Here is a 24,956-nt window from a genome sequence, read left to right as displayed (position 1 = left end):
TTATGGATGAAAAGCTAAGCCGTGTTGACCCCAAGCTTCTAGAATTGCTGGTATGCCCCCTGACCAAAGGGCGGCTCACCTATGACAGGGAGCATAATGAACTCGTGTCGGAGAAGGCGCGCCTCGCCTATCCGATCCGTGATGGCATTCCGATCATGCTCGTCTCAGAGGCGCGCGGGCTGGACGACTGACTAAATTGTCTGCCCTGCCAGCAGGCGGGGATTGTCCCTGGCGGTGGTGCCGGCAGCCTGTCCGATGAAGAACGATTTGAGGCCGGGGAGGCGATCCACGATACCCAGACCGAAATCGCGGGCGATGCGCAGCGGTGCTATGTCGTTCGAAAAGAGCCGGTTCAACACGTCCGTGGTGACGCCCATGCGGAACGTGTCGAAGCGGCGCCATGCCTGATAGCGCTCGAGAATGTTGATCGAGCCGATATCAAGGCCAAGCCGGTCGGCTTCGACGACGGTTTCGGCGAGGGCGGCGACATCCTTGAAGCCGAGGTTCAGGCCCTGACCGGAAATCGGGTGAATGCCGTGCGCAGCGTCGCCGGCGAGCGCCACGCGCGGCGCCACGAACGCCCGCGCAAGCGTCAGCCCAAGCGGGAAGGCACGCTTCTCGCCGACAACCCTCAAGGTACCTAGCTTGTGACCGAAGCGGCGCTCCAACTCTTCCTCAAAGATGAGATCGTCGGATGTGACGAGACGGTTGGCTTCAGGTGTCGGCTCCGTCCAGACGAGCGAGGAGCGGTTCCCTTTCAGCGGCAGAATGGCAAAAGGTCCAGACGGAAGGAAATGCTCTTCCGCACATCCATGATGCGGACGCTCATGCTCGATCGTCGTGACGATCCCAGACTGGCCGTAGTCCCAAGAGACTGTCTTGATGCCTGCCAGATCCCGCAGGTGTGAGCGGATGCCGTCGCAGGCGACGACGAGCCGGGCTTCCAGCACGCTGCCATCCGAGGCCGTAACCGTTGCATGCGTATCGGCAATGGAAAGCCCGGTCGCGCTAAAGCCATGATGAATTTCGATGCCAAGCCGTTCGCATGCTCCTCGGAGTGCTCGAACAAGTGCGACATTCGAAATCATGTGCGCGAAAGGCCGTCCATCCTCCACTTCGCCATCAAAGGTCAGGAAGACCGGGCGCACGGGATCGGCTGTCTTCGAATCGGTAACGATCATCCTGGTGATCGGCTGCGCGTCGGGCTCTATCTCGTCCCAGATGCCGAAAACCTCAAGCATTCTGGTGGCGGCGGCGATAATGGCCGAGGCGCGCATGTCCTTCTGCCAGACGCCCGCAGGCGCTGCTTCAACGACGGCGACGTCGAGATGAGGCGCCGCCTGCTTGACCGCCACAGCGGCGGAAAGCCCGACATAACCCGCGCCTACAACCAGCATGTCCCGCATGGAGTTCCGCTCCGTTTCTTGTGAATATCGTATTGATCTATATAGATCATCGCTGCCGCACTTCCTACCGTCCGGAGCTATACAAATGACGCGTGACACCGAAAAACCGACTGCGATGGAGATCCTGCTTTCCACGCTGGATCTTGAATCGATCGAAGTCGACATCTTTCGCGGGCGCAGCCCGCAGGTAGGCTGGCAGCGTGTTTTCGGCGGTCAGGTCATCGCCCAAGCATTGATGGCGGCACAGCGTACGGTGGAGCGCGACCGAACCGTGCATTCGCTGCACGCCTATTTCATGCGCCCCGGCGATCCTTCGGTGCCGATCGTCTATCAGGTGGAGCGGATTCGCGATGGGTCGAGTTTCAATACACGCCGGGCCGTGGCCATCCAGCATGGAAAGGCGATTTTCGCCCTATCTTGTTCGTTCCAGATCGAGGAACCCGGCTTCGATCATCAGATCGCCATGCCTGAGGTGCCTGTTCCCGAGAAGCTGCTCGATGAACAGCAGATCGCGGCGCAGTTCCTCGCAAACGCGCCGGCCCCGATTCGCAAATACTGGGAGCGCGAACGGCCGATCGAAATCCGGCCGATATCGCTCACGCACTATTTCTCGGACAAGAAGCTTGATCCGGTACAGCATGTCTGGGTTCGGGCAACAGGGCCGGTTCCCGACGATCGGTACTATCAGGCTTCCATTCTTGCCTATCTGTCCGATATGACCCTGCTCGATACCTCGCTCCATCCGCATGGAACGTCGATCTTCAACCAGACGATCCAGGTCGCCAGCCTCGATCACTCCATGTGGTTCCATCGGCCCACAAAACTCGACGATTGGCTTCTTTATACGCAGGACAGCCCCTCGGCCTCGGGCGCGAGGGGCTTGACCCGCGGTAGTCTGTTTACGAGAGACGGTGTCTTGATTGCGTCTGTGGCGCAGGAGGGACTGATTCGCAAAAGGGCAAATGAATAAATTATAGGCATATTTATTCATTTGGATATTTTCTGAGCGATTATTGGGCAATCATTTGCCTGTTTATTGGCGTCAATTTATATAACTTTTATTTTTCAATGAGTTAGTTTCACATCTCGAATCTGGCACGCCCTTTGAATGTATATCCCCAGTCGCTGTTCGGGAACGTCAGTGGCAAGGAGAGTCGGCTCCGCGCCGAGGGTAACGAAGGATGGAAAACCAGATGAAAATTGTGATGGCCATTATCAAGCCGTTCAAGCTGGATGAGGTGCGCGAAGCCCTCACGGCGATCGGCATTCAGGGCCTGACCGTGACCGAAGTGAAGGGCTACGGGCGCCAGAAGGGGCATACTGAGATTTACCGCGGCACCGAATACGCGGTCAGCTTCCTGCCGAAGCTCAAGATCGAGATCGCGGTTGCCTCCGAACTCGTCGACAAGGCCGTTGAGGCTATCGCGTCATCCGCCAAGACCGGCCAGATCGGCGATGGCAAGATCTTCGTCTATTCGATCGACCATGCCGTGCGCATCCGTACCGGCGAAACCGACACAGAAGCGCTGTAAGAGCGGCAGAGCAAGGGAGCCTCTTTCAATGTCAATTTCGAAGTTTTCTTCCACATATGCGCGGCTTGCTGCTGCGTCGGCTGCGCTGCTCGCGCCGATCGCTGCCTTCGCGCAGGATGCCGCCACGACGGCTGCGCCTGCCGCCGCCGCTGCCGCTGCCGCTCCTGCGATGACGGTCGACAAGGGTGACAATACCTGGATGCTGATCTCCACGGTTCTCGTCCTCTTGATGACGATCCCGGGTCTTGCCCTCTTCTACGGCGGTCTCGTTCGCGCCAAGAACATGCTCTCGGTTCTCATGCAGGTCTTCATGATCACGGCCGTGGTCATGATCATCTGGGTTACCTACGGCTATTCGCTGGCCTTCACCGACGGCGGTTCGCTCAACAGCTTCGTCGGCGGCTTCTCGAAGGCCTTCCTCGCGGGTGTCGATACGACCACCGTGTCCGAGACCTTCACGAAGGGTGTTGCCATTCCGGAGTTGACGTTCGTCTGCTTCCAGATGACTTTCGCCTGCATCACGCCGGCCCTGATCGTTGGCGCCTTTGCCGAGCGCATCAAGTTCTCCGCTGTCATGCTCTTCGTCATCCTCTGGGTCACGTTCGTCTACTTCCCGATGGCACACATGGTCTGGTTCTGGGGCGGTCCGAGCTCCTACACCTCTCCGTCGGGTCTGATCTTCTCCTACGGCGCGCTTGACTTCGCCGGCGGCACGGTCGTCCACATCAATGCCGGTATGGCCGGTCTGATCGGCGCCATCATGCTCGGCAAGCGGACGGGCTATAAGAAGGAAATCATGGCTCCGCACTCCATGACCCTCACCATGGTCGGTGCTTCGCTTCTGTGGGTTGGCTGGTTCGGCTTCAACGCCGGCTCTAACCTCGAAGCCAACGCCTATGCTTCGCTCGCGATGATCAACACTTTCGTCGCAACGGCCGCCGCTGCTGTATCCTGGTGCCTCGTTGAAAACTTCGCACGCGGCAAGGCTTCGATGCTCGGTGCAGCTTCGGGTGCCGTTGCCGGTCTCGTTGCCGTCACCCCGGCATGTGGCTTCGCCGGCCCGATGGGTTCGATCGTTCTCGGTCTCATCGTCTCGCCGGTCTGCTACTTCTTCGTGGATGTCGTCAAGAACAAGTTCAACTACGACGACTCGCTCGACGTCTTCGGCGTTCATTGCATCGGCGGTATTCTCGGCGCTATCGGCACCGGTATCCTGGTCAACCCCGCGCTCGGCGGTGCGGGCATCGTGGACTATTCGACGGCTGATTTCGCGGCGGGCTATCCGGGTACTGCAACCCAGGTTCTGGCTCAGCTGAAGGGCGTTTTGACGACGATCGTATGGTCGGGCGTCGGCTCCGCGATCCTCTACAAGATCGTCGATGTCGTCATCGGTCTGCGCGTCTCCGTCGAAGCCGAGCGCGAAGGTCTCGACCTCGCAACCCACGGCGAAGCAGCCTACCATTCGTAATCAAGGCATTGCAGCGCCTGCGCAAGCAGGCGCCGCTGAACAGCCCGTCGCGGCCTATTCATCCGAATAGACCGCTCTTGGCCCGGACCTCCACAGGTTCGGGCTTTTTTATTTTCCGGTGCAAGATGTGGGGACGGCATGGTTAATACCGCTTTAACCGTCCTCTGATTAGGTGGGGCGAAGGTACTGAGCGCAGACGCTTTGCGATTCGCACGCTCTCACGCATTGGACGGGTACACACATGGCAAGAAGCACATCGCCAGCAATGGATGGCCGGCCGGACCGTTTTTCCCTTTCGGGTTTCATGTTCCGGCAGGCGCAGACCCTTTTTGGCTTCGCGATCTTCCTGCTGCTCGCATTGGCAGTCGCAGCGCTCGCGACCTGGAACGTCGCGGACCCAAGCTATTCCTACGCGACCGGGAACGAACCGAGCAATATTCTGGGCTACGGCGGCGCCGCTTTCGCCGACATCGCCATGCAGTTCTTCGGTCTTGCCAGTGTCGTCGCGCTGCTGCCGGTCGTCGCTTGGGCTCTCGCACTGATCTCCGGCCGGCGTTTCAGTCGTATTCCGGCGCGAGCCGCGGCATGGGGCCTCGGCTCCGTGCTCTCCTCCGCCGTCATCGGTTGCTTCCCGCCGCCTCTCACCTGGCCGATCCCAAACGGCATCGGCGGCGTCATCGGCGATATGATCCTGCGGTTTCCGGCGCTGTTTGTTGGCGCCTATCCGACCGGGGCATTTGCGACCGCGGTCGGCTGCGTGTTTGCTGTCCCGACGGTGTGGATGATGCTGTTTGCCGCCGGTCTCGTCGGTCGCAGCGAGGATGAAGAGGACGAGGCCGAGGCCGAATACGCAAACACGCGCTCCAAGCTGCGCTCGGTGGGCGACGAGGACGAAGACGACGATGACGGCGGCTGGCTTGCCTTCGGTGCGCTGACGCACGCCTGGTATATGAGCCAGGCGCGTATGCGTCGCCTGCTCGGCATGGGTCCGCGCAAGCGGCGGCAGGAGGATTTCGAGTCGCCCTACGACTTCAACGATGACGAGTTCGGCAAGCTGAACGAGCCGGTTCGCGCCAAGACGCCGACCGGGCGCGGAGAACGCATGGAGCCATCGATGGACCCACGCGCTGCTTCGCAGCGTCGTATCGTTTCTGCGCCCTCCATTTCGCTCAATGATGACGACGAGGACGACGATCTGCCGTTCGACGACATGCCGCCGCGGCCGGCCGATATCTTGCCTGATGACGACGACTGGATGATGCGCGCGCCGGCCAAGTCTACTGGCGGGCGTCCGGAGCCGCGCGTCGTGCAGCCTGCGGCGCGGCCGAAGCCTGGTGCCCGCGTCGAACGCGAGCAGCAGGGGTCGTTCATTCGTCCCGAAGGCTTCCAGCTTCCGTCGATGCACCTGCTTGCCGAACCGAAGAATGTCGTGCGGGATTCGACGCTGTCCGCTGATGCGCTGGAACAGAATGCGCGTATGCTCGAAGGCGTGCTCGAGGATTTCGGCGTCAAGGGCGAGATCATCCATGTTCGTCCGGGTCCCGTCGTGACGCTTTACGAACTGGAGCCTGCTCCCGGCATCAAGTCGTCCCGTGTCATCGGCCTTGCCGACGACATTGCCCGTTCGATGAGCGCGATCGCCGCTCGCGTCGCCGTCGTGCCGGGCCGCAACGCCATCGGTATCGAGCTGCCGAATTCGACGCGCGAAACGGTCTATCTGCGCGAACTGATCGCATCGCGGGACTTCGAAGGCTCGAAGGCGAAGCTCGCCATGGCGCTCGGAAAGACCATTGGCGGTGAGGCTGTCATCGCGGATCTGGCGAAGATGCCGCACCTGCTGGTGGCTGGTACGACCGGCTCCGGTAAGTCGGTTGCCATCAACACCATGATCCTGTCTCTGCTCTACCGTATGACGCCCGAGCAGTGCCGTTTGATCATGATCGATCCGAAGATGCTCGAATTGTCCGTCTATGACGGCATTCCGCATCTTCTCTCGCCTGTGGTGACGGATCCCAAGAAGGCCGTCGTTGCTCTCAAGTGGACCGTCCGCGAGATGGAAGAGCGCTACAAGAAAATGTCGAAGATCGGCGTCCGCAACATCGACGGCTTCAACAGCCGCGTCGAACAGGCGCTTGCCAAGGGTGAAGTGATCTCGCGCACCGTGCAGACGGGCTTCGACCGCCATACCGGCGAGGCGATGTACGAGACGGAGGAATTCGACCTGCAGCCGATGCCTTACATCGTCGTCATCATCGACGAGATGGCAGACCTGATGATGGTCGCCGGCAAGGACATCGAAGGCGCGGTGCAGCGCCTGGCGCAGATGGCGCGCGCGGCCGGCATCCATGTCATCATGGCCACGCAGCGTCCCTCCGTCGACGTCATCACCGGCACCATCAAGGCGAACTTCCCGACGCGCATCTCCTTCCAGGTAACATCGAAGATCGACAGCCGCACCATTCTCGGTGAACAGGGCGCGGAGCAGCTGCTCGGAATGGGTGATATGCTCTATATGGCCGGTGGCGGACGCATCCAACGTGTCCATGGCCCGTTTGTTGCCGATATGGAAGTGGAAGAGATCGTCTCCTATCTGAAGACGCAAGGTGCGCCGCAGTACCTCGACGCCATCACGGCTGATGACGACGAAGATGGCGACTACGGCGGTGGTCCGGCCGGAGCGTCCAATCTCTCCGATTCCGACGATCCCTACGATCAGGCGGTCGCGATTGTTCTGCGTGACGGAAAGGCGTCAACGTCGTATATTCAGCGCAGACTTGGCATTGGGTACAACCGCGCCGCATCACTGATCGAGCGGATGGAGCAGGAAGGCATCATCGGTCCCGCCAATCATGCTGGAAAACGCGAGATTCTGGTTCCGACCGAAGGCGATATTCTCGACCGCTGAAGCCGGCAGCAATTGAATGACGCCGGCTTCACGGAAACCTGATTGCCTCGAAACCGTTAGTTTATGCAGGTCTGCGAACTACGCCATGAAGGCGCCGCGTTTCCGCAGCATTCAAATTGCATAAAGGAGACATAGATGAACAACTCCGATTCCATCATGGACCGCATCTCGCTGACCCGGCGCCATCTTTTGGGTACGCTGGCGGTCGCTGCGGCATCTGCCATTCCAATTGCTGCCTATGCCCAGGCGGCATCCGCTGCTTCCAACAACGCTACAGCACAGGCGATCGCGGACCACTTCTCGAGTGTCGGCACGATGCAGGGCGAATTCGTTCAGTTCGGCCCGCGCGGCGAGCAGACGGGTGGGAAGTTCTACATCCAGCGTCCCGGCAAGCTGCGCTTCAACTATGACAACCCGTCACCGATCCGTGTCATCGCGGACGGGAAGAACGTCGCTGTCGGAAACATGAAGCTCAAGACCTGGGATCTCTATCCGCTTTCCAAGACGCCGCTCAGCCTGTTGCTGGCGCAGCGTATCGATTTGTCGGCCGGTTCGGTGAAGAGCGTCAAGCAGGAGTCCGACCTGACGACGATCGCCCTCGGCAACAACACGGTTTTCGGTAACTCGACGATTACGATGATGTTCGATCCGAAGACCTATGATCTTCGCCAGTGGACGATCACCGACAACCAGGGCAAGGACACGTCGGTAATGGTCTTCAACGTCAAGACCGGCGTCCAGTTCGACGACAAGGTGTTCAGGGTACCCTACGAAGTGATCCCGGGAACGGCCGCTTACCGCGACTAATCTTGCTGTTTACAGACGAAACGCCCTGCTATTCCGCGGGGCGTTTTTCTTTGCGCATCCGTTCCGTCGACGCAGCCTATGCTCTAAAGCCAGTTCATCTGGTTTTGAAAGGCAATCGAATGGGCTTCTCCGTCACTACTTGGAATATCAATTCTCTGCGGCTGCGCATGCCGATCGTCGAGCAATTCGTCCTCAAGCACAAGCCTGACATCCTCTGTCTCCAGGAAACCAAGGTTCCGAACGACCTGTTTCCTGCCTCGCCGCTGCGCGCGATGGGCTACGAACACATCATCATCCATGGCCAGAAGGGCTATCATGGTGTTGCCATCGCCTCGCGCTTTCCACTGGTCGAGGACCACCGCCAGGACTACTGCAACGTCGGCGACGCGCGACACATCTCGGCCGTCTTCGCGCGCGGTGGCCGGCGCATTCGCCTGCATAATTTCTACGTACCAGCCGGCGGCGACGAACCGGATCGGACGATCAATCCGAAGTTCGGGCACAAGCTTGATTTCGTCGAGGAAATGAAACGACTCAAGGCAAATGGCGAGGCGAACACTTCGGCAATCCTTGTCGGCGACCTTAACATCGCCCCCCTCGAGCACGACGTCTGGTCACACAAGCAGCTGCTCAAGATTGTCAGCCACACGCCTGTGGAGACCGAAGGTCTTCTCGAGGTGATGCAACGTGGCGCCTGGCTCGACTTGATGCGGCAGCACATCCCGGAAAACGAAAAGCTCTATACATGGTGGAGCTATCGCGCCAAGGACTGGGAAGCGGCCGATCGTGGCCGCCGCCTTGACCATATCTGGAGCTCAAAGGACCTTGGACCGCACCTGCAGCGCATCGATATCCTGAAGGAAGCACGCGGCTGGGAACGGCCGTCCGACCATGTGCCGGTCACGGCGCATTTCGATCTCTGATCTGTCAGGCGAAGCGGTGGAGTTGGGCCGCGGCTTTTGCCGCGAGCTCGGCGATGTTGTCGCGGATGCGGCTCTCGATCAGCCGGGCGGCATCCGGATATTCCTCGATCAGCCGATGGAAGAGCGAGCGGGTGATACGGATGATGCTGGTGTCTTCCGTCGCAACAGCGCTAAACTTGCGCTCGACCAGGGTGATCAGCGCAAGTTCGGATAGAAGCGTGCCGGGTCCGACCGTGCTCTGGATTTCCGGCTGGCCGCGGCCGGTCCGGCTGAGCTCCACGCCCCCACTAAGGATGACATAGGCGCTTTCCGCCGGCGAGCCTTCCCGAAAGAGCATCTGGCCGGCTGAAATGACGCGTCGATCCGCACCGAAGGCGATCAGCCGCAGCTGATCCTCGGACATGCCGTGGAACAGCGGCAGCTGCGACAACAGTCGGATGTCATCGTTCAGTGCCATCTTACGGTATGATCTTGTAACCGCCGTTTTCTGTTACCAGAATTTCGGCGTTGGAGGGATCGCGTTCGATCTTCTGGCGCAGACGATAGACATGGGTTTCCAGCGTATGCGTCGTCACGCCGGAATTGTAACCCCATACCTCTTCCAGCAGCACGTCGCGGGTGACGACCTTCTGCTCGGCGCGGTAGAGATAGCGAATGATCGCCGCTTCCTTCTCGGTCAGGCGGATTTTTTGGCCGCTGTCCATGGTAAGGAGCTTCTGGCTCGGCTTGAAGACGTAGGGGCCGACATTGAAGGTGGCGTCCTCACTCTGCTCGTGCTGGCGCAGCTGCACGCGGATGCGTGCAAGCAGAACTGCAAAGCGGAAGGGCTTGGTCACGTAGTCGTTGGCACCTGCTTCCAGGCCAAGGATCGTGTCCGAGTCCGTGTCATGGCCGGTCAGCATGATGATCGGGGCTTTTAGTCCCCCCTTGCGCAGCAGCTTCACAGCCTCGCGGCCGTCCATATCGGGCAGGCCCACGTCCATGATCAGCAGATCGATCGGCGTGGATCGCGCGCGCTCGACCCCCTTGGCCGCCGTCATTTCCTGAAGGACCGTGAACTCGTCGTAGAGAGAAAGCTGCTCCGTGAGCGTCTCCCGGAGGTCGTCATCATCATCCACCAAGAGAATGGTGCGTGCAGTCATGCGGCTCTATCCCTCGCCTTCGGTCCCGTTAGTCCTACGCCAATTTTCCACCATTGGCAAAGATCGGGCGACCAAGCTGTTGTCGTATACGATGCTATGTGATTTCAATCGTGATCCTAGCAATGGCCAACACATGTGAGAAAAATGGAGAAAACAAGGCGCTCGAGGCGGATAAAGTCGATGATCCTTGTCGTTCGTCCTGCACCGGGCAAAAAAAGTCGGGCTCTGGTCCAGCTCGGCACGATTAGGGTGCCCGCCGCAATCGGTCGTTCAGGCCGAACGGTTCTCAAGCGCGAGGGAGATGGTGCCACCCCCATAGCCTCGATGAAGCTGCTTTCCGGCTTCCGCCGCGGTGAGCGGCCCGTGCGCCTTGAGACGCCGCTCGCGATTCGTCGCATCAGCGAGGAAATGCTCTGGTGTGACCAGCCCGAGAATGCGAATTACAATAGGCTCGTCAAAACGCCGTTTCGACCGAGCCACGAGGAAATGAAGCGCAAGGACGGGCTGTACGATGTCTGTCTCGTCATGGACTGGAACATCACTTCGCGCGCGCGGAATCGCGGTTCGGCAATCTTCTTCCATTTGATCAAACCGGGCTACGAGCCGACCGCCGGATGCGTGGCCGTTCATCCGCGCGATATGCGGCGTCTTCTTCCGTTCATGCGCAAGGGCACCACCGTACGCGTTCTTTGATGTGCGGGGGTGATAAACCAGCCGAGCTGACCTATATGCCTCTTCGACCGGCGCAAGGGCTGAAATGCGCGCAGGGAAGTCCGCAAAGGCTGCGGGTTCAACTACGCCCCGTCCAATTCTTCAAACTTCCGGAGATATGTTGTGGCACAACAACCCATCATCACTTTCCATGACGGACATTCCATTCCCCAGGTCGGTCTCGGCGTGTGGCAGACACCCCAGGAGATTGCAGCACCGACGGTCCGCACGGCCATTGCCGCCGGCTATCGTCACATCGATACGGCTTCCGGCTACGACAACGAGGAAGGCGTCGGCGAGGGCATCCGCTCGTCCGGACTAAGTCGCAAGGACATTTTCGTAACCACCAAGCTCCGCAACACAGACCAGGGCTACGACGCGACCATGCGCGCGTTCGAGGGCAGCCTGAAGAAGCTCGGTACCGATTATGTCGATCTCTACCTCATCCACTGGCCATCGCCGCACCGCGGGCTGTATCGCGAAACCTGGAAGGCCTTCGTGAAGATCAGGGAAGAAGGCCGCGCCCGTTCCATCGGTGTTTCGAACTTCTATCCCGATCATCTGGAGCAGATCATCGGCGACACAGGCGTCGTTCCCGTTATCAACCAGATCGAGCTGCATCCGGATTTCCAGCAGAAGGCGTCGCAAGAAGCACACAAGAAGCTGAACATCGTCACCGAATCCTGGAGCCCGCTCGGTCAGGGCAAGTTGGTCGCCGATGCAACGATTGGCGAGATCGCCAAGAAGCACGGAAAGACGCCGGCGCAGGTCATCATCCGCTGGCATATCGATGGCGGCCTCGTCGTCATTCCGAAGTCGGTGACGCCATCGCGGATCGAGGAGAATTTCAAGGTATTCGATTTCAAGCTTGATGCGGCCGACATGGCGGCGATTGCCACGCTCGACGACAAGAGCGCCCGCATGGGGCCTGATCCCTACACCGCCAACTTTTGATCTAAACTTTGCTCTCCCTTCTCTCCATGTCAGGGGAGGGAGACGCAGCTTTCGCTTAGGCAAGCGAGCGCGGCGTGACGAACCGTTCCAGCGTGCCGCCTTTTGGCTTCAGCTGTTTCCAGCGATCGACATCGAAGTCGATCACCGCAAGGGCGGCCGTCGGGAATTTCTGCCTGATGCCAGAACATGCCTCCGGATCGCCAGCGCCGATCAGGCCATCAGCAAGATCCTGAAAGCCAGGATTGTGCCCTATCAGCATAAGCGTCCGAACCGATGGATCGATCGACTTTATGACCGTAGCGATTTTGGCCGCGGAGGCTTCGTACAGGTCTTCGGTATCCTGCTTTGCAATTGAGGATGGAAGCTTTTTGGCGATGAGCTCCCAAGTCTGTTGGGTGCGGCGAGCTGACGACACCAGTACAAGATCAGGAGTAAGCCTTTCACGGGCAAGATAGCGGCCCATCAGCGGGGCTGCCTTCTCTCCGCGACCTGCAAGCGGACGGTCGTGGTCGGCAACGTCTGCCGGCCATGCGGATTTGGCGTGACGAAGAAGGAGGAGGCGCCGTTTGGCGGTCGACTTTGCGGCGTTCATGTTGCCCATCCGAAAGGTGTTCAGGGTTCGAACGCCGCTATTGTCTCACCGAATGCGTCCGGTGTCTGCTGAGATAGCCTCCCCTCGTTTGCGAAAGGGAGGCTTCCTATCTTAGTTCCACTCGCGAATATCGACGAAATGGCCGGCGATCGCGGCAGCGGCAGCCATCGCTGGAGAGACCAGGTGCGTACGGCCCTTGAAGCCCTGGCGGCCTTCGAAGTTGCGGTTCGAGGTCGAGGCGCAACGTTCGCCGGGCTTCAGACGGTCGTCGTTCATGGCAAGGCACATAGAGCAGCCAGGCTCGCGCCAGTCGAAGCCGGCGGCCTTGAAGATCTTGTCGAGGCCTTCCTGCTCTGCCTGCTCCTTCACCAGGCCGGAGCCCGGAACGATCATGGCATTGACGGTCGAGGCAACGGTCTTGCCTTCGACGACCTTGGCTACGGCGCGCAGGTCCTCGATACGACCGTTGGTGCAGGAACCGATGAAGACGCGGTCGATGTTGATCTCGGTGATCGGGGTGCCGGGCTTCAGGCCCATGTAGTCAAGCGCCCGCCACTTGGAAGCGCGCTTCGTCTCTTCCGGGATTTCGTCCGGGTTCGGAACGACGCCCTGAACGGAGATGACGTCCTCCGGCGAGGAGCCCCAGGACACGATCGGGGGCAGTTCGGCGGCGTTGAGCTTCACAACGCGGTCGAAATGCGCGCCCTCATCCGACTTCAGGGTCTTCCAGTAAGCGATTGCCTGTTCCAGCGCATCGCCTTTCGGCGCACGCGGCTTGCCCTTGATGTATTCGAAGGTGGTATCATCAGGCGCGATCAGGCCGGCACGGGCGCCGCCTTCGATCGACATGTTGCAGATCGTCATCCGGCCTTCCATCGACAGCGCGCGAATGGCTTCGCCGGCATATTCGATAACGTAGCCGGTGCCGCCGGCGGTGCCGATTTCGCCGATGATGGCGAGCACGATATCCTTGGCGGTGACGCCAGCCGGCAGCACGCCGTCGACCTGCACCAGCATGTTCTTGGCCTTTTTCTGGATCAGCGTCTGGGTCGCGAGCACGTGCTCGACCTCAGACGTGCCGATGCCATGGGCGAGTGAGCCGAAGGCACCGTGCGTCGAGGTGTGGCTGTCGCCGCAGACGATCGTCATGCCAGGCAGCGTGAATCCCTGCTCCGGTCCGATGATGTGGACGATGCCCTGACGCTTGTCGTTCTCCGAGTAGTACTCGACATTGAACTCGGCAGCGTTGATGGCGAGCTGCTCGACCTGGATACGGCTCTCCTCGTTCTTGATGCCGAGATGGCGATCGGGCGAGGTCGGGACGTTGTGGTCGACGACAGCCAACGTCTTCTCAGGCGCGCGGACCTTGCGACCGGTCATGCGCAGGCCTTCGAAAGCCTGCGGCGAAGTGACTTCATGGACCAGGTGGCGGTCGATGTAGAGAAGACAGGTGCCGTCGTCCTGCTGATCGACCAGGTGGTCGTCCCAGATCTTATCGTAAAGGGTACGCGGTGCGCTCATGGCGATAGGTCCGTTCTTGGATGCGTATGGAGAAATGGAGCTGGTGGCGGTGAGGTCCGCCGGGCCGTCTTTCGATCAACGAAGTCGGCTGTTGAGTGCACCGGAAACGGCCGCAAAGAAGCGTGCCGGCAGGCGGTAATGATCCTGCAGCACGAAAATATGCGCCCCAATGCAACTGAACTTGGATTCCATGCGCTGTCACATACCAATTTTTCGCGACGGCGGCAATTCGAATCATTCGGACGCTAGCGCCGGTCTTTCCCGCGCATCCGCTTCTCCACTTGCCTCAACGCAAGCGACAAACCGATTGTCAGGATGAGGTAGATATAGGTGACGATCGAATAGGTTTCAAAGAAGCGAAACGAGCCGGAGGCGTAGATCTTTCCCATCTGCGTGATGTCCGAGACGCCGAGCACCGAGACCAGCGAACTGTCCTTGACCATGGCAACGAAATCGTTCGACAGCGGCGGAAAGATCACCTTGATCGCCTGCGGGAAGACGACGAAGCGGAAGCGATGATAGCGCGACAGACCGAGCGCCTTGGCGGCCTCGATCTGGCCGTGGTCGACCGACTGGATACCGGCGCGGAAGACTTCGGCGATGAAGGAGGAGTAGCCGATCATCAGCGCGATGATCGCTCGCCACATCAGCGAGAAGTCGCGCACCATCACCGGTTCGCTCAAACCGGCCTGGACCAGCGGGCGGGTCAGGAAGTTGTAGGCGGCGACGATGCCGGGGGCGCCGACAAAGGCAACATAAAACAGCAGCACCAGCATCGGCACGCCGCGGATGACCTCGATGTAGAAGCGCGAGATCTGGCGGAGCGCAATGCTGTCGGATAGCCCGAGCAGCGCGATGCCGAGGCCGAGAATGGTCGCCAGCGCAAATCCCACCAGCGTTACGAAAATGGTGACGCCGACGCCGTTGAAGACAGTGCGGAAGACCTGCGCATAGATGTCGTTGGTGATGATGACGACGGCAAGGACGATGCCGATCGCGACAAGGGCGACCAGCCACCAGGGGTAGTCGCCCTTACTATGCCCGCTTGGGGCTGGCTGAGGAGCCATTACGCGTTAACCGAAGACACGATCATTCGCCCATCTTGTAGTCGAGGAACCACTTCTTGTTCAGCGCATCGAAGGTGCCGTCGGCCTTCAGGCCTGCGATCGCGGCATTCACCGGGCCGACGAGATCGGAGCCCTTCGGGAAGATGAAGCCAAAGTCTTCGGTGCCGAGCGGGCCGCCGATGACCTTCAGGCCGCCGTTAGAGGCATCGACATAGCCCTTGGCCGCGACGCTGTCGGTCAGCACGACGTCGACATCGCCGGCCTTGAGGGCCTGAACGGTGGCGCCGAAGGTTTCGAAGAGCTTGACGCGCGGGTTCTGTTCGTTGCCATCGAGGATTTCATAGACAGCCGTATAAAAGGGCGACGTGCCCGGCTGGGCGCCGACGAGGCCGTCATTGAAGGCACCGAAGGTCTTGGCGTCGGTGAAGCGGCTTTCGTCGCCGCGCACCAGCATGAACTGCTGCGAGCGCATGTAGGGATCGGAGAAATCCACCTTGGCCTTGCGATCATCCTTGATGGTGATGCCGGTCATGCCAATGTTGTACTGGTTGTCCGAGACGGCCTGGATCATCGCGTCCCAGCTGGTGTTCTGGTACTCGACCTTGAAATTCAGCCGCTTGGCGATCTCGTTCATCGCATCATATTCCCAGCCGATGGCCTTGCCCGACTTCGGGTCGACGAACTGCAGCGGCGGATAGGCATTTTCAGTAACGACGACGACCGACTTGCCCTTCAGGTCCGGAAGGTCGGCGGCCAACGTCGCCAGCGGCGACAGGATTAAAGCGGTCAGTCCTGCAAGGACGGTGCGGCGGAACGGCATTAAGTATCTCCCCGAAATATAGCCCGCGAAACCTGTCATAGTTGCGAAGCGAATGGCAAGAGCATTGCCGCATGCGCTCACCCAAAAACAGAAAAGGCGGCCCAAAGACCGCTTTTCCATGCAAAGATTTTTGCGGGGATAGGTCGCAAATATCACTGCCAGTACCCGCAGAACATTCCGTTTGGTCCAGGTCCAAGAGGTTAGCCAGTCTTTGCAATGCCGTCGAGTTTCTCGATGGCGTCGTCCGGCAAGGCGATATCGGCAACCGCGAGGTTCTCTCTGAGGTGGGTACGTGATGAGGTGCCGGGGATCAGCAGGATGTTTGGCGCGTGCTGCAGGAGCCAAGCAAGAGCTACCTGCATCGGTGTTGCGTCGAGCTCCGCCGCAACATCAGATAGCGTGGACGACTGCAATGGCGTGAAGCCGCCAAGCGGAAAGAACGGCACGTAGGCAGTCCCTTCCACCGCAAGCTGTTTAATCAGCGCGTCATCCCCGCGATGCGCAAGGTTATATTGGTTTTGAACGCAGACGATCTCGGTAATCCTTCGCCCGTCCGCGATTTGCTTGGCGGTGACATTGGAGAGGCCAATGTGTTTGATGAGACCCTGGCGCTGAAGATCGGCGAGGACGGTCAGCGGTTCTTCTAGAGATCCTTCGGCAGGGCCATGGACATCGAACATGGCTCGCAGATTGACCACATCGATCACGTCAAGGCCGAGATTCTCAAGGTTGTCATGGATCGCCTGCGTCAGTGCTTCCTTTGTGAAGGCCGGATTCCACGACGCGTCTAGGCCACGCGTTGCTCCAATCTTCGTGACGATCACAAGATCACTCTTATAAGGGTGCAGCGCCTCCCTAATGATCTGGTTGGTGATGTGCGGGCCGTAGAAATCGCTGGTGTCGATATGGTTGACGCCGCTTTCGACCGCTTCGCGCAGCACAGCTATCGATTCGGCGCGGTCCTTCGGTGGCCCGAAGACGCCCTTGCCAGCAAGCTGCATGGCACCGTAACCGAGCCGCGTCACCGTGCGGTCGCCGAGTGTGAATGTGCCCGATTTTTCAAGGTTGGACATGGTCTACTCCGTTTAAAGACGGGGTAGAAATAGGGCAGGTTCGCTCCGGCGATAACGGCATACATTCCGCACGGGCTGTTGGGAATTTCGGACAATGGCTCGTAAAGGACCGGAGATTGCCCGGGACGCTGTCGCGCAACAAAAAAGGCGGCCCAGAAGCCGCCTTTTCCAACAATCGCTAAGGATTGAAACTTATTCTGCTGCCGGCTCAGCCGCTGCTGCAGCTTCTGCTGCTGCCTTGGCTTCGGCGGCTTCCTGAGCTGCCTTTTCGGCTGCGAGCGCCTGAGCTGCTGCAACCTTTTCGGCTTCCAGACGTGCCTTTTCCTCGGCAACGGCCTGACGCTCGGCGTCGTTCAGCTTGCGGGCGCGGGTGCCGGTGTTCTCGACGATACGAGCCGACTTGCCGCGACGGTCGCGCAGGTAGTAGAGCTTCGCGCGACGGACCTTACCGCGGCGAACGACTTCTACGCTTTCGATAGCCGGGGAGTAGACCGGGAATACGCGCTCGACGCCTTCGCCGTAGGAGATCTTGCGAACTGTGAAGTTCTCCTGCAGGCCGCCGCCGGAGCGAGCGATGCAAACGCCTTCGTAGGCCTGTACGCGGGTACGATTACCTTCCTTGACGCGAACGTTCACGCGAAGGGTATCGCCCGGGGAGAATTCCGGAAGCGTGCGCTGGGCTTCGATCTTGGCGACCTGTTCGGCCTCAAGCTGCTGAATGATGTTCATGACTCAACCTCTTTGTTGGTTCAACAGCCAGAGCGCTCTGAACGATCTATCCTTGGTCGAGCCGCAGATATTTGCCGGTGAGGGCAGGAGCGAATTCGTCTGTTTTTCTTTACGTGGTTGATGGGAGTTTTCCCATTCCGGGCGTGCGCATACCGTATTGCGCAGGCTTTGTCACCCCTTCGGCCCAGAAATTTTGTCAACCCGACCGTTAAATGTGGATGCCTGGCGGCCGGCCATCTCTTATTCTTCCAGCAGGTCCGGGCGTCGTTCCCGGGTCAGTTGCAGTGCCTGCTCGCGGCGCCATTTGTCGATCGCGCCGTGATTGCCAGATGTGAGAATCGCTGGAATTTCCCGACCTTCCCATTCCTGCGGCCGGGTGTAGTGCGGATGCTCAAGCAGGCCGCCTTCGAAGCTTTCATGCAGCCCGGAAAGATCGTTGCCCATGACGCCAGGCAGAATACGGACGATCGCATCGAGTACGGTCAGCGCCGCCGGTTCGCCGCCTGAGAGCACGTAGTCACCGATCGAGACTTCCTCCAATTTACGCGCATCGATAACGCGCTGATCGACGCCCTCGAAGCGGCCGCAGACGATGATGACGCCATCGCCAGATGCGAGTTCGCGCACGCGCTCCTGTGTCAGCGGCTTGCCGCGCGGGCTCATCAGCAGGCGTGGCCGGCTGTCGTTCTCGGAAGCACTGTCGATGGCGCGGGCGAGAACATCGGGTTTCAGCACCATGCCAGCGCCGCCACCAGCGGGTGTATCATCGACGGTGCGATGCTTGTCAGTGGCAAAATCGCGGATCTGCACGGTATCGAGCGACCATTGGCCACGCTCCATCGCCTTGCCGGCGAGGGAGTAGCCGAGATGACCCGGAAACATCTCCGGGTAAAGGGTCAGCACGGTCGCGCGGAACGCCATCGGCGGCCTCACTTCTTCTTTTTCGGCGTGTCGGGCGTGAATTTCGCGCTGTCATCCTCGGTATCGACGAGGCCGGCAGCCAGCGGATCGATGGTGATCCTGCCGCCTTCGAGGTCGATGTCGAGGACTGAGGCCTCAGAGAAGGGGATCAGTACCGGGCGTTTGCCCGGTCCCTTCAATTCCAGGAGATCGCCGGCGCCGAAGTCGAACACGCCGGTCACGGTGCCGTAGCTGACGCCTTGGTCGTCGAGCGCTTCCAGCCCCTCGAGATCGGCGTAGAAGAATTCATCTTCCTCAAGTTCCTCATCCGGCAGGTTATCGCGCTCGATGTAGAGCTCCAGTCCGTTCAGCGCCTCAGCAGCATTGCGGTCGTTGATGCCGCGGAAGCGAACGACGACGACGTTCTTCATCTCGCGGATATCGAGAATCTCGAAGGTGCGGCCATCGAGGCTGTGCAGGTTGCCGTAATCGCCGAGCGCGGTCGGGTCGGCGGTGTAGGCCTTGGCGCGCACTTCGCCGCGAAGGCCTTGGGCGCCACCGATCGTTGCCATCAGAACCGGATTTTCAAGCTTTGCCATGACGTCCTTCACATGAAGCCGCAAATCTGGGCTTCTCTTAAACGAAGTGCGGTGGAATGGAAACGAAAACGGGCGGCATGTCGCCATGCCGCCCGTTCGATAAGGGAAAGTCCCCGATTATTCTGCGGAAGCAGCAGCTTCGGCGGCGTCGGCGGCCTTCTGAGCCTTTTCAGCAGCGCGCTCCTGGGCCTTCTTGCCCGGCTTTGCCTTGACCGGGTTGTTCTTGGCGTCTCGCTTTGCGAGGCCGGCTTCGTTGAGGAAGCGCAGAACGCGGTCGGTCGGCTGTGCGCCCTGCTCAAGCCAGTGCTTGATGCGGTCGTTGTTCAGCGTGATGCGAGCGTCGTTGTCCTTGGCAAGCATCGGGTTCCAGGAACCGAGGTTTTCCAGGAAGCGGCCGTCGCGCGGCGAACGGGCGTCGGCGAGAACGATGTGGTAGTACGGGCGCTTCTTGGAACCACCGCGGGCGAGACGAATTTTCAGTGCCATTTTCTTTACTCCTTGGACTTTTCTGGACCGCCTGATCCGGCGGTATGGTTCATTTTGCTGCGGCGCCGTTTTCGGCGTGGTCTGCAGCGATCTGCTCATGATGCCGGATGACTTCCTTGATGACGAAGTTCAAGAACTTCTCGGCGAAATCCGGATCCAGATTGGCATCCTTCGCCAGGCGGCGGAGGCGTTCGATCTGGTATTCTTCGCGCGCCGGATCGGCCGGCGGCAACTTGTACTTGGCCTTGAGAACGCCGACCTCTTTGGTGCAGCGGAACCGTTCGGCCAGGATGTGGACCAGCGCCGCGTCGATGTTGTCGATCGACTGGCGATAGTTCGAAAGCTGGGCTTTGATTTCAGGATCAATCATCTTCTAAGCGACCCTTCACTTCTTCTTGGGCAAGCCGGGCAGACCCGGGAAACCGCCGCCAAGGCCAGGGAGCTTGGCGCCACCCAGGCCCGGCAAACCACCGCCGAGGCCAGGCAAGCCGCCGCCCGGCTTTCCAAGACCGGCAGCTTCTGCCTGCTTCTGGAGCGCTTCGAGCTGCTTGGGGTCGATGTTCGATAGATCGGGCATGCCGCCGCCGAGGCCACCGAGACCCATCTTGCCGGCGAGACCGCCCATCATCTGCTTCATCAGGCCGCCTTTACCCTTGCCGCCCATCATCTTCATCATGTCCGCCATCTGGCGGTGCATCTTCAAAAGCTTGTTGATGTCGGCGGCATCGGTGCCGGAACCGGCGGCGATGCGCTTCTTGCGCGAATGCTTGAGAATATCGGGGTTGGCTCGTTCGGCCTTGGTCATCGAGCCGATGATGGCGAGCTGGCGGCCGAACAGGCCGTCGTTGAGGCCGGCCGAGGCCATCTTGTCCTTCATCCCTGCCATGCCGGGCATCATGCTCATGATGCCGCCCATGCCCCCCATCTTCTGCATCTGGCGCAGCTGGTCGGCGAGATCGTTGAGGTCGAACTTGCCCTTGGCCATCTTGGCGGCCATGGCTGCCGCCTTCTCGGCGTCGATGTTTTCGGCAGCGCGCTCGACCAGCGAAACGATGTCGCCCATGCCGAGGATGCGATCAGCGATACGGCGGGGGTGGAATTCTTCCAGCTCGCCCATGCGCTCGCCGACGCCGATCAGCTTGATCGGCTTGCCGGTCACAGCGCGCATCGAAAGCGCCGCACCGCCGCGGCCGTCGCCGTCCATGCGGGTCAGCACGAGGCCGGTGATGCCGACGCGTTCGTCGAAATTGCGGGCGAGGTTGACGGCGTCCTGACCGGTCAGCGAGTCCGCGACCAGTAGAATTTCATGCGGGTTCGACTTCTTCTTGATGTCGGCCATTTCGACCATCAAGGGTTCGTCGATATGCGTGCGGCCGGCGGTGTCGAGGATGACGACGTCATGACCGCCGAGCTTGGCTGCCTGCACGGCGCGGGCGGCGATGTCGGTCGGCGACTGGCCTGATATCACGGGAAGCGTGTCGACGCTCGTCTGGACACCGAGCTGGCGAAGCTGCTCTTGCGCGGCCGGACGGCGCGTATCGAGCGATGCCATCAGCACCTTTTTCTTTTCGCGGTCGGTGAGCCGCTTGGCGATTTTCGCGGTCGTCGTCGTCTTACCGGAACCCTGCAGGCCGACCATCATGATGACGACGGGGGCCGCTGCATGCAGATCGACGCCGACGCCCTCGCCGCCGAGCATCTCGATCAGCTCGTCGTGGACGATTTTGACGACCATCTGGCCAGGCTTGATCGACTTCAGGATCTCGGCGCCGACGGCCTTTTCGCGGACGCGGTCGGTAAAGGAGCGCACGACATCGAGCGCCACGTCTGCTTCCAGCAACGCACGGCGAACCTCGCGCAGCGCTGCGGAAACATCGCCTTCCGAAAGCGCGCCACGGCCTGTCAGTCCATTCAGAATGGATCCAAGACGGTCCTGGAGGTTTTCAAACATCGGCTCTTCCTTGTGATTTCCGGGATGACGGAAACCTCGTGCTTTTCCTTGACGAAAACAAGACGCAAAGCCAAAAAGCACCCGAGGGCGCATCGCGCTGTCGGGTGTGGACCTCCGGGATCAGTTTATACCTTTGCGGGTCCCGGTCGGTGGCTCGAGTCTTGAAGCTCGTCGCAGATTGAGCGGCGGTAAACAGGAAAAAGCGCCGGGAGTCAAGGCAACGTCGAGAAAAGATGGCGTTTCGACCTTTCAAAACCGCGCGCCCAATCCCAGATCTGCTTTCCCTTCAACGGAATCGCTGTTGCATGCCCACGGCCAAACGACGCAATCCCTACTATCAGGGGCCTGTCTCCGATCACTTCGACGGCACGCATTTCTTCAATCCGGATGGTATCGAGCCTCTCGGCTTCCGAGACCTGATGCGGTGGCAGTTCGGCGGCGGCCGCGATCGCTGGCCGAAGTCGGTTCCGAGCCCGTTCGCACCAGCAAAACCCGATCTGCGTGTGAATGGTGGCGATCTGCGGGTAACCATGGTCGGTCATGCGACACTGTTGGTGCAGGTCGCGGGACTTAACATCCTCACGGACCCGGTTTGGTCCGAGCGCGCCAGCCCCGTCACCTTTGCCGGCCCGAAGCGCGCCGTTGCACCGGGCATCGCATTCGACGATCTACCCCCGATCGATCTCGTGTTGGTTTCCCACAATCACTACGACCATCTTGATGTCGCGACGCTCGCGCGCTTGCAGGCAAAGCATCGGCCGCATGTCGTGACGCCACTTGGCAACGATACAATCATTCGCCGCGCCGTGCCCGACATACAGGTGACGGCGATGGATTGGGGCGAGCGCATATCCCTTGCGGGTATCGGGATCGATGCCGAGCCGGTGCATCATTGGTCAGCACGCGGCACTGGCGACCGTCGCATGGCGCTGTGGGCGGCCTTCGTCCTGTCGACACCGGCCGGGAAGATCTACCATGTCGGGGACACGGGTTTTCACGGCGGTGTCAACTATGGGGCGGCGCGGCAAAAGCATGGCGCCTTTCGCCTCGCCATCCTGCCTTTCGGGGCATACGAGCCGCGCTGGTTCATGAAGGGCCAGCATCAGAATCCTGCGGAAGCGGTGATGGGCATGCAGTTGGCCAATGCGGCCTATGTGGCCGGGCATCACTTTGCGACGTTCCAGCTGACTGACGAGGCGATCGATGCGCCGCTCAAGGCGTTGGAAGCGGCCATGACCGAGCGCGGCATATCGCCGGAACGGTTCCGACCGCTCAGGGCAGGCGAAGTCTTCGACGTGCCGCGGGCATGATCAGTGCGGCTGAGCCCCTGAGCCGTGCGTGTTGATGATGGTGTCGGCCTCCTTGCCATAAAGCTCCTCGAAGTGATCGAAGGTCTTGGAGAAGTGGCCGATGCCCTGGGTCGCGGATTTCAGCGATCGTGCCAACTCTTCCAACACACCGCCCGGCACTAGCGCTCGGAATATGTCCCAGCCCTTCGCGTTCTCGTCTCGGTCGAAGCCAAGCACCTGTCCTTTGAGAGAGGAGACGAGCGTCACCATACCCCCGGAGTAGACCGAGGGGATATGGATATCGACCCTGATGACAGGCTGCATGAGAACGGCGGATGCCTGCGACAGCGCCTGCTTGACGCCCATCTTCCCCGCTGCACGGAAAGCGAAATCGGAGCTGTCGACCGAGTGATACTGGCCGTCGGTCAATGTCACATCGACATCGATGACCTGGAAACCAAGCGGCCCCTTCTCCATTGCCTCGCGGGCACCGGCCTCGACGGCCGGTATATAGTTTCGCGGCACAGTGCCGCCCTTGACACTTTCGCCGAAGGTAAAGCCTTGGCCGCGTTCGTTCGGCCGGACGCTGAGCTGCACATCGGCGAATTGGCCGGCCCCGCCTGTCTGCTTACGGTGCCGGTAACGCACGTCCGAGGGCTTCGAGATGGTCTCCCGGTAGATCGGGTTCGGCGCGCGGTCCGACACTTCGACGCGGAAGACCTCAGAGAGCGTCTTGCGTAGATCGCGTAGGTGGACTGGTCCCTGTGCGCAGATCAGTGCCGCGCCGGTGCCTTCCTCCTGCATCACCTTCAGGCCGCGATCGGTTTCCGCCAATTTCGCCAGCGTTGCCGAGAGCTTGGTTTCGTCACGTTCGCTGCCGGGAACAAGGATTCTTTCGAGCATGGGTGTCGGCGGTGTCGTCCAGTCGGGCGGTTCGACGCTGGTGGACTGCGTCAGCAGGGCGGGCGCGGGCAGATGGTCCGACTTGAGAGCGGCAAAGATGCCGCCTGCTTGCACGGTGCCGCTGATCGGCTTTCCGCTGCCGGCTTCCTGCAAGGGACCTAGAGTGGCGCCGCCGAGGGAAGCGCCTTGCTTCAAGCCATCGGCAAACGCGCGTATCAGGACTGTCTTGCCGACATTGGCCTTGTGATAGGCGTGGAAACTAACGGCAGAAAGTTCCGTCTCTTGCGCGCCGGAGCTTCCAGCGAGCCTGGTCCGTAGCGCTGCTGCCGGTGGCGCCTCGTGGCGAAGAGCCTTCATCAGGCGCATGATGCCGTTGCTGTGCGAGGCGGCACCGAACAGCACGGGGATGACCCGGTTCTCCTTGAGTATCCGCGAGGAGATGGCAAACAGCGTATCACTTGCCGGCTCACGGTCTTCGATGAGCTCCTCGAGCAGCCAGTCGTCGAACTCCGAAAGCTGCTCGAGCATCTCTGCGCGCGCCTCGTGCTCGCGCTCGACCGCATCCTGCGGCAGTTCGATCAGCGCGGAAGGCTGCCCTTCCCGGTAGCGCCAGGCCCGTTCGGAAATCAGATCGCAGCTGCCGACAATCGTGTCGCCTTCGCGGATCGGGACTTGCCGTAGGACGAACGGATGGTTGGAGTAGGCCTGGAGTGCGGCGATGACATCGCGCAATCGGCCGCGCGGCTCGTCCATCCGATTGATGAAGGCCACGCAGGGCGTTCCCGAGGCCTCGATTGCGCGGAGATAGGGTGCTGCCAGAACGGCTTCATCAGGTGTCGGCGATATGCAGAGAATACAGGCGTCGCTGACGAGGAGGGCGTCCTGCGCCAAGGCCAGGGCCTCGTTTGCCCCGGGGGTGTCGATCGCACACCAAGCTTCGTCCTTGAAATCGAATTCCGTCAGGCTTGATCCATATGGAGAGGCTGACTTTCTGGGCGTTCCCTCGAGCGAGGCCAGCTTTGCGACGAGCGTCGTTTTTCCCGTCTGCGAGGGCCCAAGTACCGTGAAGCAGCGCATCGGCGATCCTCCCTGCCAAAAGCACGCATCCGAAACCAAAGAATGCCTCTAAGCGAAGAAAAGTGCCAGATAGTTGCGATCATTCTTAAATATGAGGCCTC

General features: G+C 60.3%; 25 protein-coding genes. 10 read left to right on the top strand and 15 right to left on the bottom strand.

Annotated features, from left to right (window positions below; translation table 11 throughout):
- Window positions 1-2: 2 nt before the first annotated feature.
- Window positions 3-191 (top strand): Trm112 family protein, encoded by a 189-nt coding sequence (locus tag K9B32_RS11370; RefSeq protein WP_007794429.1) that lies wholly within the window; start codon window positions 3-5, stop codon window positions 189-191.
- On the opposite strand, the gene K9B32_RS11365 is transcribed toward K9B32_RS11370, so the two are convergent.
- Window positions 192-1,523, bottom strand: a complete 1,332-nt coding sequence (locus tag K9B32_RS11365; protein ID WP_411969702.1) for a ubiquinone biosynthesis hydroxylase — start codon at window positions 1,521-1,523, stop codon at window positions 192-194.
- Between K9B32_RS11365 and tesB the strand changes: the two genes are divergently transcribed.
- The 6 genes from tesB (at window position 1,492) to K9B32_RS11335 (ending at window position 9,041) form a co-directional block, all read left to right on the top strand.
- Entirely contained in the window at window positions 1,492-2,376 is an 885-nt protein-coding gene (tesB, locus tag K9B32_RS11360; RefSeq protein ID WP_224561973.1) for an acyl-CoA thioesterase II, read from the top strand. The genes K9B32_RS11365 and tesB overlap by 32 nt on opposite strands.
- A gap of 211 nt (window positions 2,377-2,587) precedes the next feature.
- A complete protein-coding gene (locus tag K9B32_RS11355; RefSeq protein WP_007794422.1) occupies window positions 2,588-2,938 on the top strand; it encodes a P-II family nitrogen regulator in 351 nt (116 codons plus the stop codon).
- A 28-nt stretch (window positions 2,939-2,966) separates the two neighbouring features.
- Window positions 2,967-4,406, top strand: coding sequence for an ammonium transporter (locus K9B32_RS11350; RefSeq protein ID WP_224561972.1), 1,440 nt, complete (start codon window positions 2,967-2,969; stop codon window positions 4,404-4,406).
- Window positions 4,407-4,647: 241 nt separating this feature from the next.
- Complete coding sequence (locus K9B32_RS11345) at window positions 4,648-7,311, top strand: FtsK/SpoIIIE family DNA translocase (RefSeq protein ID WP_224561971.1); 2,664 nt, start codon at window positions 4,648-4,650, stop codon at window positions 7,309-7,311.
- Window positions 7,312-7,446: 135 nt separating this feature from the next.
- The gene (locus K9B32_RS11340; RefSeq protein WP_007794412.1) at window positions 7,447-8,118 is read left to right on the top strand and encodes an outer membrane lipoprotein carrier protein LolA; all 672 of its coding nucleotides are present in this window, start codon (window positions 7,447-7,449) and stop codon (window positions 8,116-8,118) included.
- 119 nt (window positions 8,119-8,237) lie between these two features.
- On the top strand, window positions 8,238-9,041 hold the full coding sequence (locus K9B32_RS11335; RefSeq protein ID WP_224562263.1) for an exodeoxyribonuclease III: 804 nt from the start codon (window positions 8,238-8,240) through the stop codon (window positions 9,039-9,041).
- 4 nt (window positions 9,042-9,045) lie between these two features.
- Here K9B32_RS11335 and K9B32_RS11330 read toward each other — a convergent pair whose 3' ends face one another.
- Together K9B32_RS11330 and K9B32_RS11325 are read right to left on the bottom strand one after the other, a co-directional pair.
- On the bottom strand, window positions 9,046-9,498 hold the full coding sequence (locus tag K9B32_RS11330) for a cyclic nucleotide-binding domain-containing protein (RefSeq protein WP_224561970.1): 453 nt from the start codon (window positions 9,496-9,498) through the stop codon (window positions 9,046-9,048).
- Window position 9,499: 1 nt separating this feature from the next.
- Window positions 9,500-10,183 carry a response regulator transcription factor gene (locus tag K9B32_RS11325; protein ID WP_224561969.1) on the bottom strand — a complete coding sequence of 228 codons (684 nt, stop codon included), beginning with the start codon at window positions 10,181-10,183 and terminating at the stop codon, window positions 9,500-9,502.
- 144 nt (window positions 10,184-10,327) lie between these two features.
- Here K9B32_RS11325 and K9B32_RS11320 point away from each other — a divergent pair, with 144 nt between their 5' ends.
- Together K9B32_RS11320 and K9B32_RS11315 are read left to right on the top strand one after the other, a co-directional pair.
- Window positions 10,328-10,876 (top strand): L,D-transpeptidase family protein, encoded by a 549-nt coding sequence (locus tag K9B32_RS11320; RefSeq protein ID WP_411969700.1) that lies wholly within the window; start codon window positions 10,328-10,330, stop codon window positions 10,874-10,876.
- Window positions 10,877-11,017: 141 nt separating this feature from the next.
- Window positions 11,018-11,848, top strand: a complete 831-nt coding sequence (locus K9B32_RS11315; protein WP_224561967.1) for an aldo/keto reductase — start codon at window positions 11,018-11,020, stop codon at window positions 11,846-11,848.
- 55 nt (window positions 11,849-11,903) lie between these two features.
- Here K9B32_RS11315 and K9B32_RS11310 read toward each other — a convergent pair whose 3' ends face one another.
- The 11 genes from K9B32_RS11310 to ffh form a co-directional block, all read right to left on the bottom strand.
- Entirely contained in the window at window positions 11,904-12,440 is a 537-nt protein-coding gene (locus tag K9B32_RS11310; RefSeq protein ID WP_224561966.1) for a SixA phosphatase family protein, read from the bottom strand.
- A gap of 111 nt (window positions 12,441-12,551) precedes the next feature.
- Entirely contained in the window at window positions 12,552-13,961 is a 1,410-nt protein-coding gene (gene leuC, locus K9B32_RS11305; RefSeq protein ID WP_007794390.1) for a 3-isopropylmalate dehydratase large subunit, read from the bottom strand.
- A gap of 245 nt (window positions 13,962-14,206) precedes the next feature.
- Window positions 14,207-15,028: an amino acid ABC transporter permease gene (locus K9B32_RS11300; RefSeq protein WP_007794386.1), complete on the bottom strand. Its 822-nt coding sequence runs from the start codon at window positions 15,026-15,028 to the stop codon at window positions 14,207-14,209.
- 22 nt (window positions 15,029-15,050) lie between these two features.
- A complete protein-coding gene (locus tag K9B32_RS11295; RefSeq protein ID WP_224561964.1) occupies window positions 15,051-15,848 on the bottom strand; it encodes a transporter substrate-binding domain-containing protein in 798 nt (265 codons plus the stop codon).
- Window positions 15,849-16,048: 200 nt separating this feature from the next.
- Window positions 16,049-16,921, bottom strand: coding sequence for an aldo/keto reductase family oxidoreductase (locus tag K9B32_RS11290; protein ID WP_224561962.1), 873 nt, complete (start codon window positions 16,919-16,921; stop codon window positions 16,049-16,051).
- Window positions 16,922-17,113: 192 nt separating this feature from the next.
- Window positions 17,114-17,650 carry a 50S ribosomal protein L19 gene (rplS, locus tag K9B32_RS11285; protein ID WP_007794379.1) on the bottom strand — a complete coding sequence of 179 codons (537 nt, stop codon included), beginning with the start codon at window positions 17,648-17,650 and terminating at the stop codon, window positions 17,114-17,116.
- 240 nt (window positions 17,651-17,890) lie between these two features.
- The gene (trmD, locus tag K9B32_RS11280; protein WP_224561960.1) at window positions 17,891-18,571 is read right to left on the bottom strand and encodes a tRNA (guanosine(37)-N1)-methyltransferase TrmD; all 681 of its coding nucleotides are present in this window, start codon (window positions 18,569-18,571) and stop codon (window positions 17,891-17,893) included.
- An 8-nt stretch (window positions 18,572-18,579) separates the two neighbouring features.
- Window positions 18,580-19,149 carry a ribosome maturation factor RimM gene (gene rimM, locus K9B32_RS11275; RefSeq protein WP_224561958.1) on the bottom strand — a complete coding sequence of 190 codons (570 nt, stop codon included), beginning with the start codon at window positions 19,147-19,149 and terminating at the stop codon, window positions 18,580-18,582.
- A gap of 117 nt (window positions 19,150-19,266) precedes the next feature.
- Window positions 19,267-19,635 (bottom strand): 30S ribosomal protein S16, encoded by a 369-nt coding sequence (gene rpsP / locus K9B32_RS11270; protein ID WP_007794371.1) that lies wholly within the window; start codon window positions 19,633-19,635, stop codon window positions 19,267-19,269.
- Window positions 19,636-19,684: 49 nt separating this feature from the next.
- On the bottom strand, window positions 19,685-20,005 hold the full coding sequence (locus tag K9B32_RS11265) for a chorismate mutase (RefSeq protein ID WP_007794368.1): 321 nt from the start codon (window positions 20,003-20,005) through the stop codon (window positions 19,685-19,687).
- 15 nt (window positions 20,006-20,020) lie between these two features.
- A complete protein-coding gene (ffh, locus tag K9B32_RS11260; RefSeq protein ID WP_224561956.1) occupies window positions 20,021-21,586 on the bottom strand; it encodes a signal recognition particle protein in 1,566 nt (521 codons plus the stop codon).
- A 305-nt stretch (window positions 21,587-21,891) separates the two neighbouring features.
- On the opposite strand from ffh, the gene K9B32_RS11255 reads away from it, so the two are divergent.
- A complete protein-coding gene (locus K9B32_RS11255) occupies window positions 21,892-22,896 on the top strand; it encodes an MBL fold metallo-hydrolase (protein WP_224561954.1) in 1,005 nt (334 codons plus the stop codon).
- On the opposite strand, the gene K9B32_RS11250 is transcribed toward K9B32_RS11255, so the two are convergent.
- Window positions 22,897-24,855 (bottom strand): elongation factor G, encoded by a 1,959-nt coding sequence (locus K9B32_RS11250; protein WP_224561952.1) that lies wholly within the window; start codon window positions 24,853-24,855, stop codon window positions 22,897-22,899.
- Window positions 24,856-24,956: the final 101 nt, after the last annotated feature.

Origin of the sequence: Rhizobium sp. 3T7 (assembly GCF_020166565.1) — a bacterium.
Lineage (GTDB): Bacteria > Pseudomonadota > Alphaproteobacteria > Rhizobiales > Rhizobiaceae > Rhizobium.
Note: the sequence above shows the minus strand (reverse complement) of the source record. Positions and strands in the feature narration are given on the sequence as shown.

Excerpts from the sequence above, each read along its gene's own strand:
- rpsP (WP_007794371.1), bottom strand. The coding sequence starts at position 19,635 with ATGGCACTGAAAATTCGTCTCGCCCGCGGTGGTTCCAAGAAGCGCCCG.
- trmD (WP_224561960.1), bottom strand. The coding sequence starts at position 18,571 with ATGGCGTTCCGCGCGACCGTGCTGACCCTTTACCCGGAGATGTTTCCG.
- K9B32_RS11330 (WP_224561970.1), bottom strand. The coding sequence starts at position 9,498 with ATGGCACTGAACGATGACATCCGACTGTTGTCGCAGCTGCCGCTGTTC.
- rimM (WP_224561958.1), bottom strand. The coding sequence starts at position 19,149 with ATGGCAAAGCTTGAAAATCCGGTTCTGATGGCAACGATCGGTGGCGCC.
- K9B32_RS11345 (WP_224561971.1), top strand. The coding sequence starts at position 4,648 with ATGGCAAGAAGCACATCGCCAGCAATGGATGGCCGGCCGGACCGTTTT.
- K9B32_RS11265 (WP_007794368.1), bottom strand. The coding sequence starts at position 20,005 with ATGATTGATCCTGAAATCAAAGCCCAGCTTTCGAACTATCGCCAGTCG.
- K9B32_RS11325 (WP_224561969.1), bottom strand. The coding sequence starts at position 10,183 with ATGACTGCACGCACCATTCTCTTGGTGGATGATGATGACGACCTCCGG.
- K9B32_RS11335 (WP_224562263.1), top strand. The coding sequence starts at position 8,238 with ATGGGCTTCTCCGTCACTACTTGGAATATCAATTCTCTGCGGCTGCGC.
- K9B32_RS11340 (WP_007794412.1), top strand. The coding sequence starts at position 7,447 with ATGAACAACTCCGATTCCATCATGGACCGCATCTCGCTGACCCGGCGC.
- K9B32_RS11370 (WP_007794429.1), top strand. The coding sequence starts at position 3 with ATGGATGAAAAGCTAAGCCGTGTTGACCCCAAGCTTCTAGAATTGCTG.
- K9B32_RS11255 (WP_224561954.1), top strand. The coding sequence starts at position 21,892 with ATGCCCACGGCCAAACGACGCAATCCCTACTATCAGGGGCCTGTCTCC.
- tesB (WP_224561973.1), top strand. The coding sequence starts at position 1,492 with ATGACGCGTGACACCGAAAAACCGACTGCGATGGAGATCCTGCTTTCC.
- leuC (WP_007794390.1), bottom strand. The coding sequence starts at position 13,961 with ATGAGCGCACCGCGTACCCTTTACGATAAGATCTGGGACGACCACCTG.
- K9B32_RS11290 (WP_224561962.1), bottom strand. The coding sequence starts at position 16,921 with ATGTCCAACCTTGAAAAATCGGGCACATTCACACTCGGCGACCGCACG.
- K9B32_RS11355 (WP_007794422.1), top strand. The coding sequence starts at position 2,588 with ATGGAAAACCAGATGAAAATTGTGATGGCCATTATCAAGCCGTTCAAG.
- K9B32_RS11310 (WP_224561966.1), bottom strand. The coding sequence starts at position 12,440 with ATGAACGCCGCAAAGTCGACCGCCAAACGGCGCCTCCTCCTTCTTCGT.
- K9B32_RS11250 (WP_224561952.1), bottom strand. The coding sequence starts at position 24,855 with ATGCGCTGCTTCACGGTACTTGGGCCCTCGCAGACGGGAAAAACGACG.
- K9B32_RS11350 (WP_224561972.1), top strand. The coding sequence starts at position 2,967 with ATGTCAATTTCGAAGTTTTCTTCCACATATGCGCGGCTTGCTGCTGCG.
- K9B32_RS11300 (WP_007794386.1), bottom strand. The coding sequence starts at position 15,028 with ATGGCTCCTCAGCCAGCCCCAAGCGGGCATAGTAAGGGCGACTACCCC.
- K9B32_RS11295 (WP_224561964.1), bottom strand. The coding sequence starts at position 15,848 with ATGCCGTTCCGCCGCACCGTCCTTGCAGGACTGACCGCTTTAATCCTG.
- rplS (WP_007794379.1), bottom strand. The coding sequence starts at position 17,650 with ATGAACATCATTCAGCAGCTTGAGGCCGAACAGGTCGCCAAGATCGAA.
- ffh (WP_224561956.1), bottom strand. The coding sequence starts at position 21,586 with ATGTTTGAAAACCTCCAGGACCGTCTTGGATCCATTCTGAATGGACTG.
- K9B32_RS11320 (WP_411969700.1), top strand. The coding sequence starts at position 10,328 with ATGGAGAAAACAAGGCGCTCGAGGCGGATAAAGTCGATGATCCTTGTC.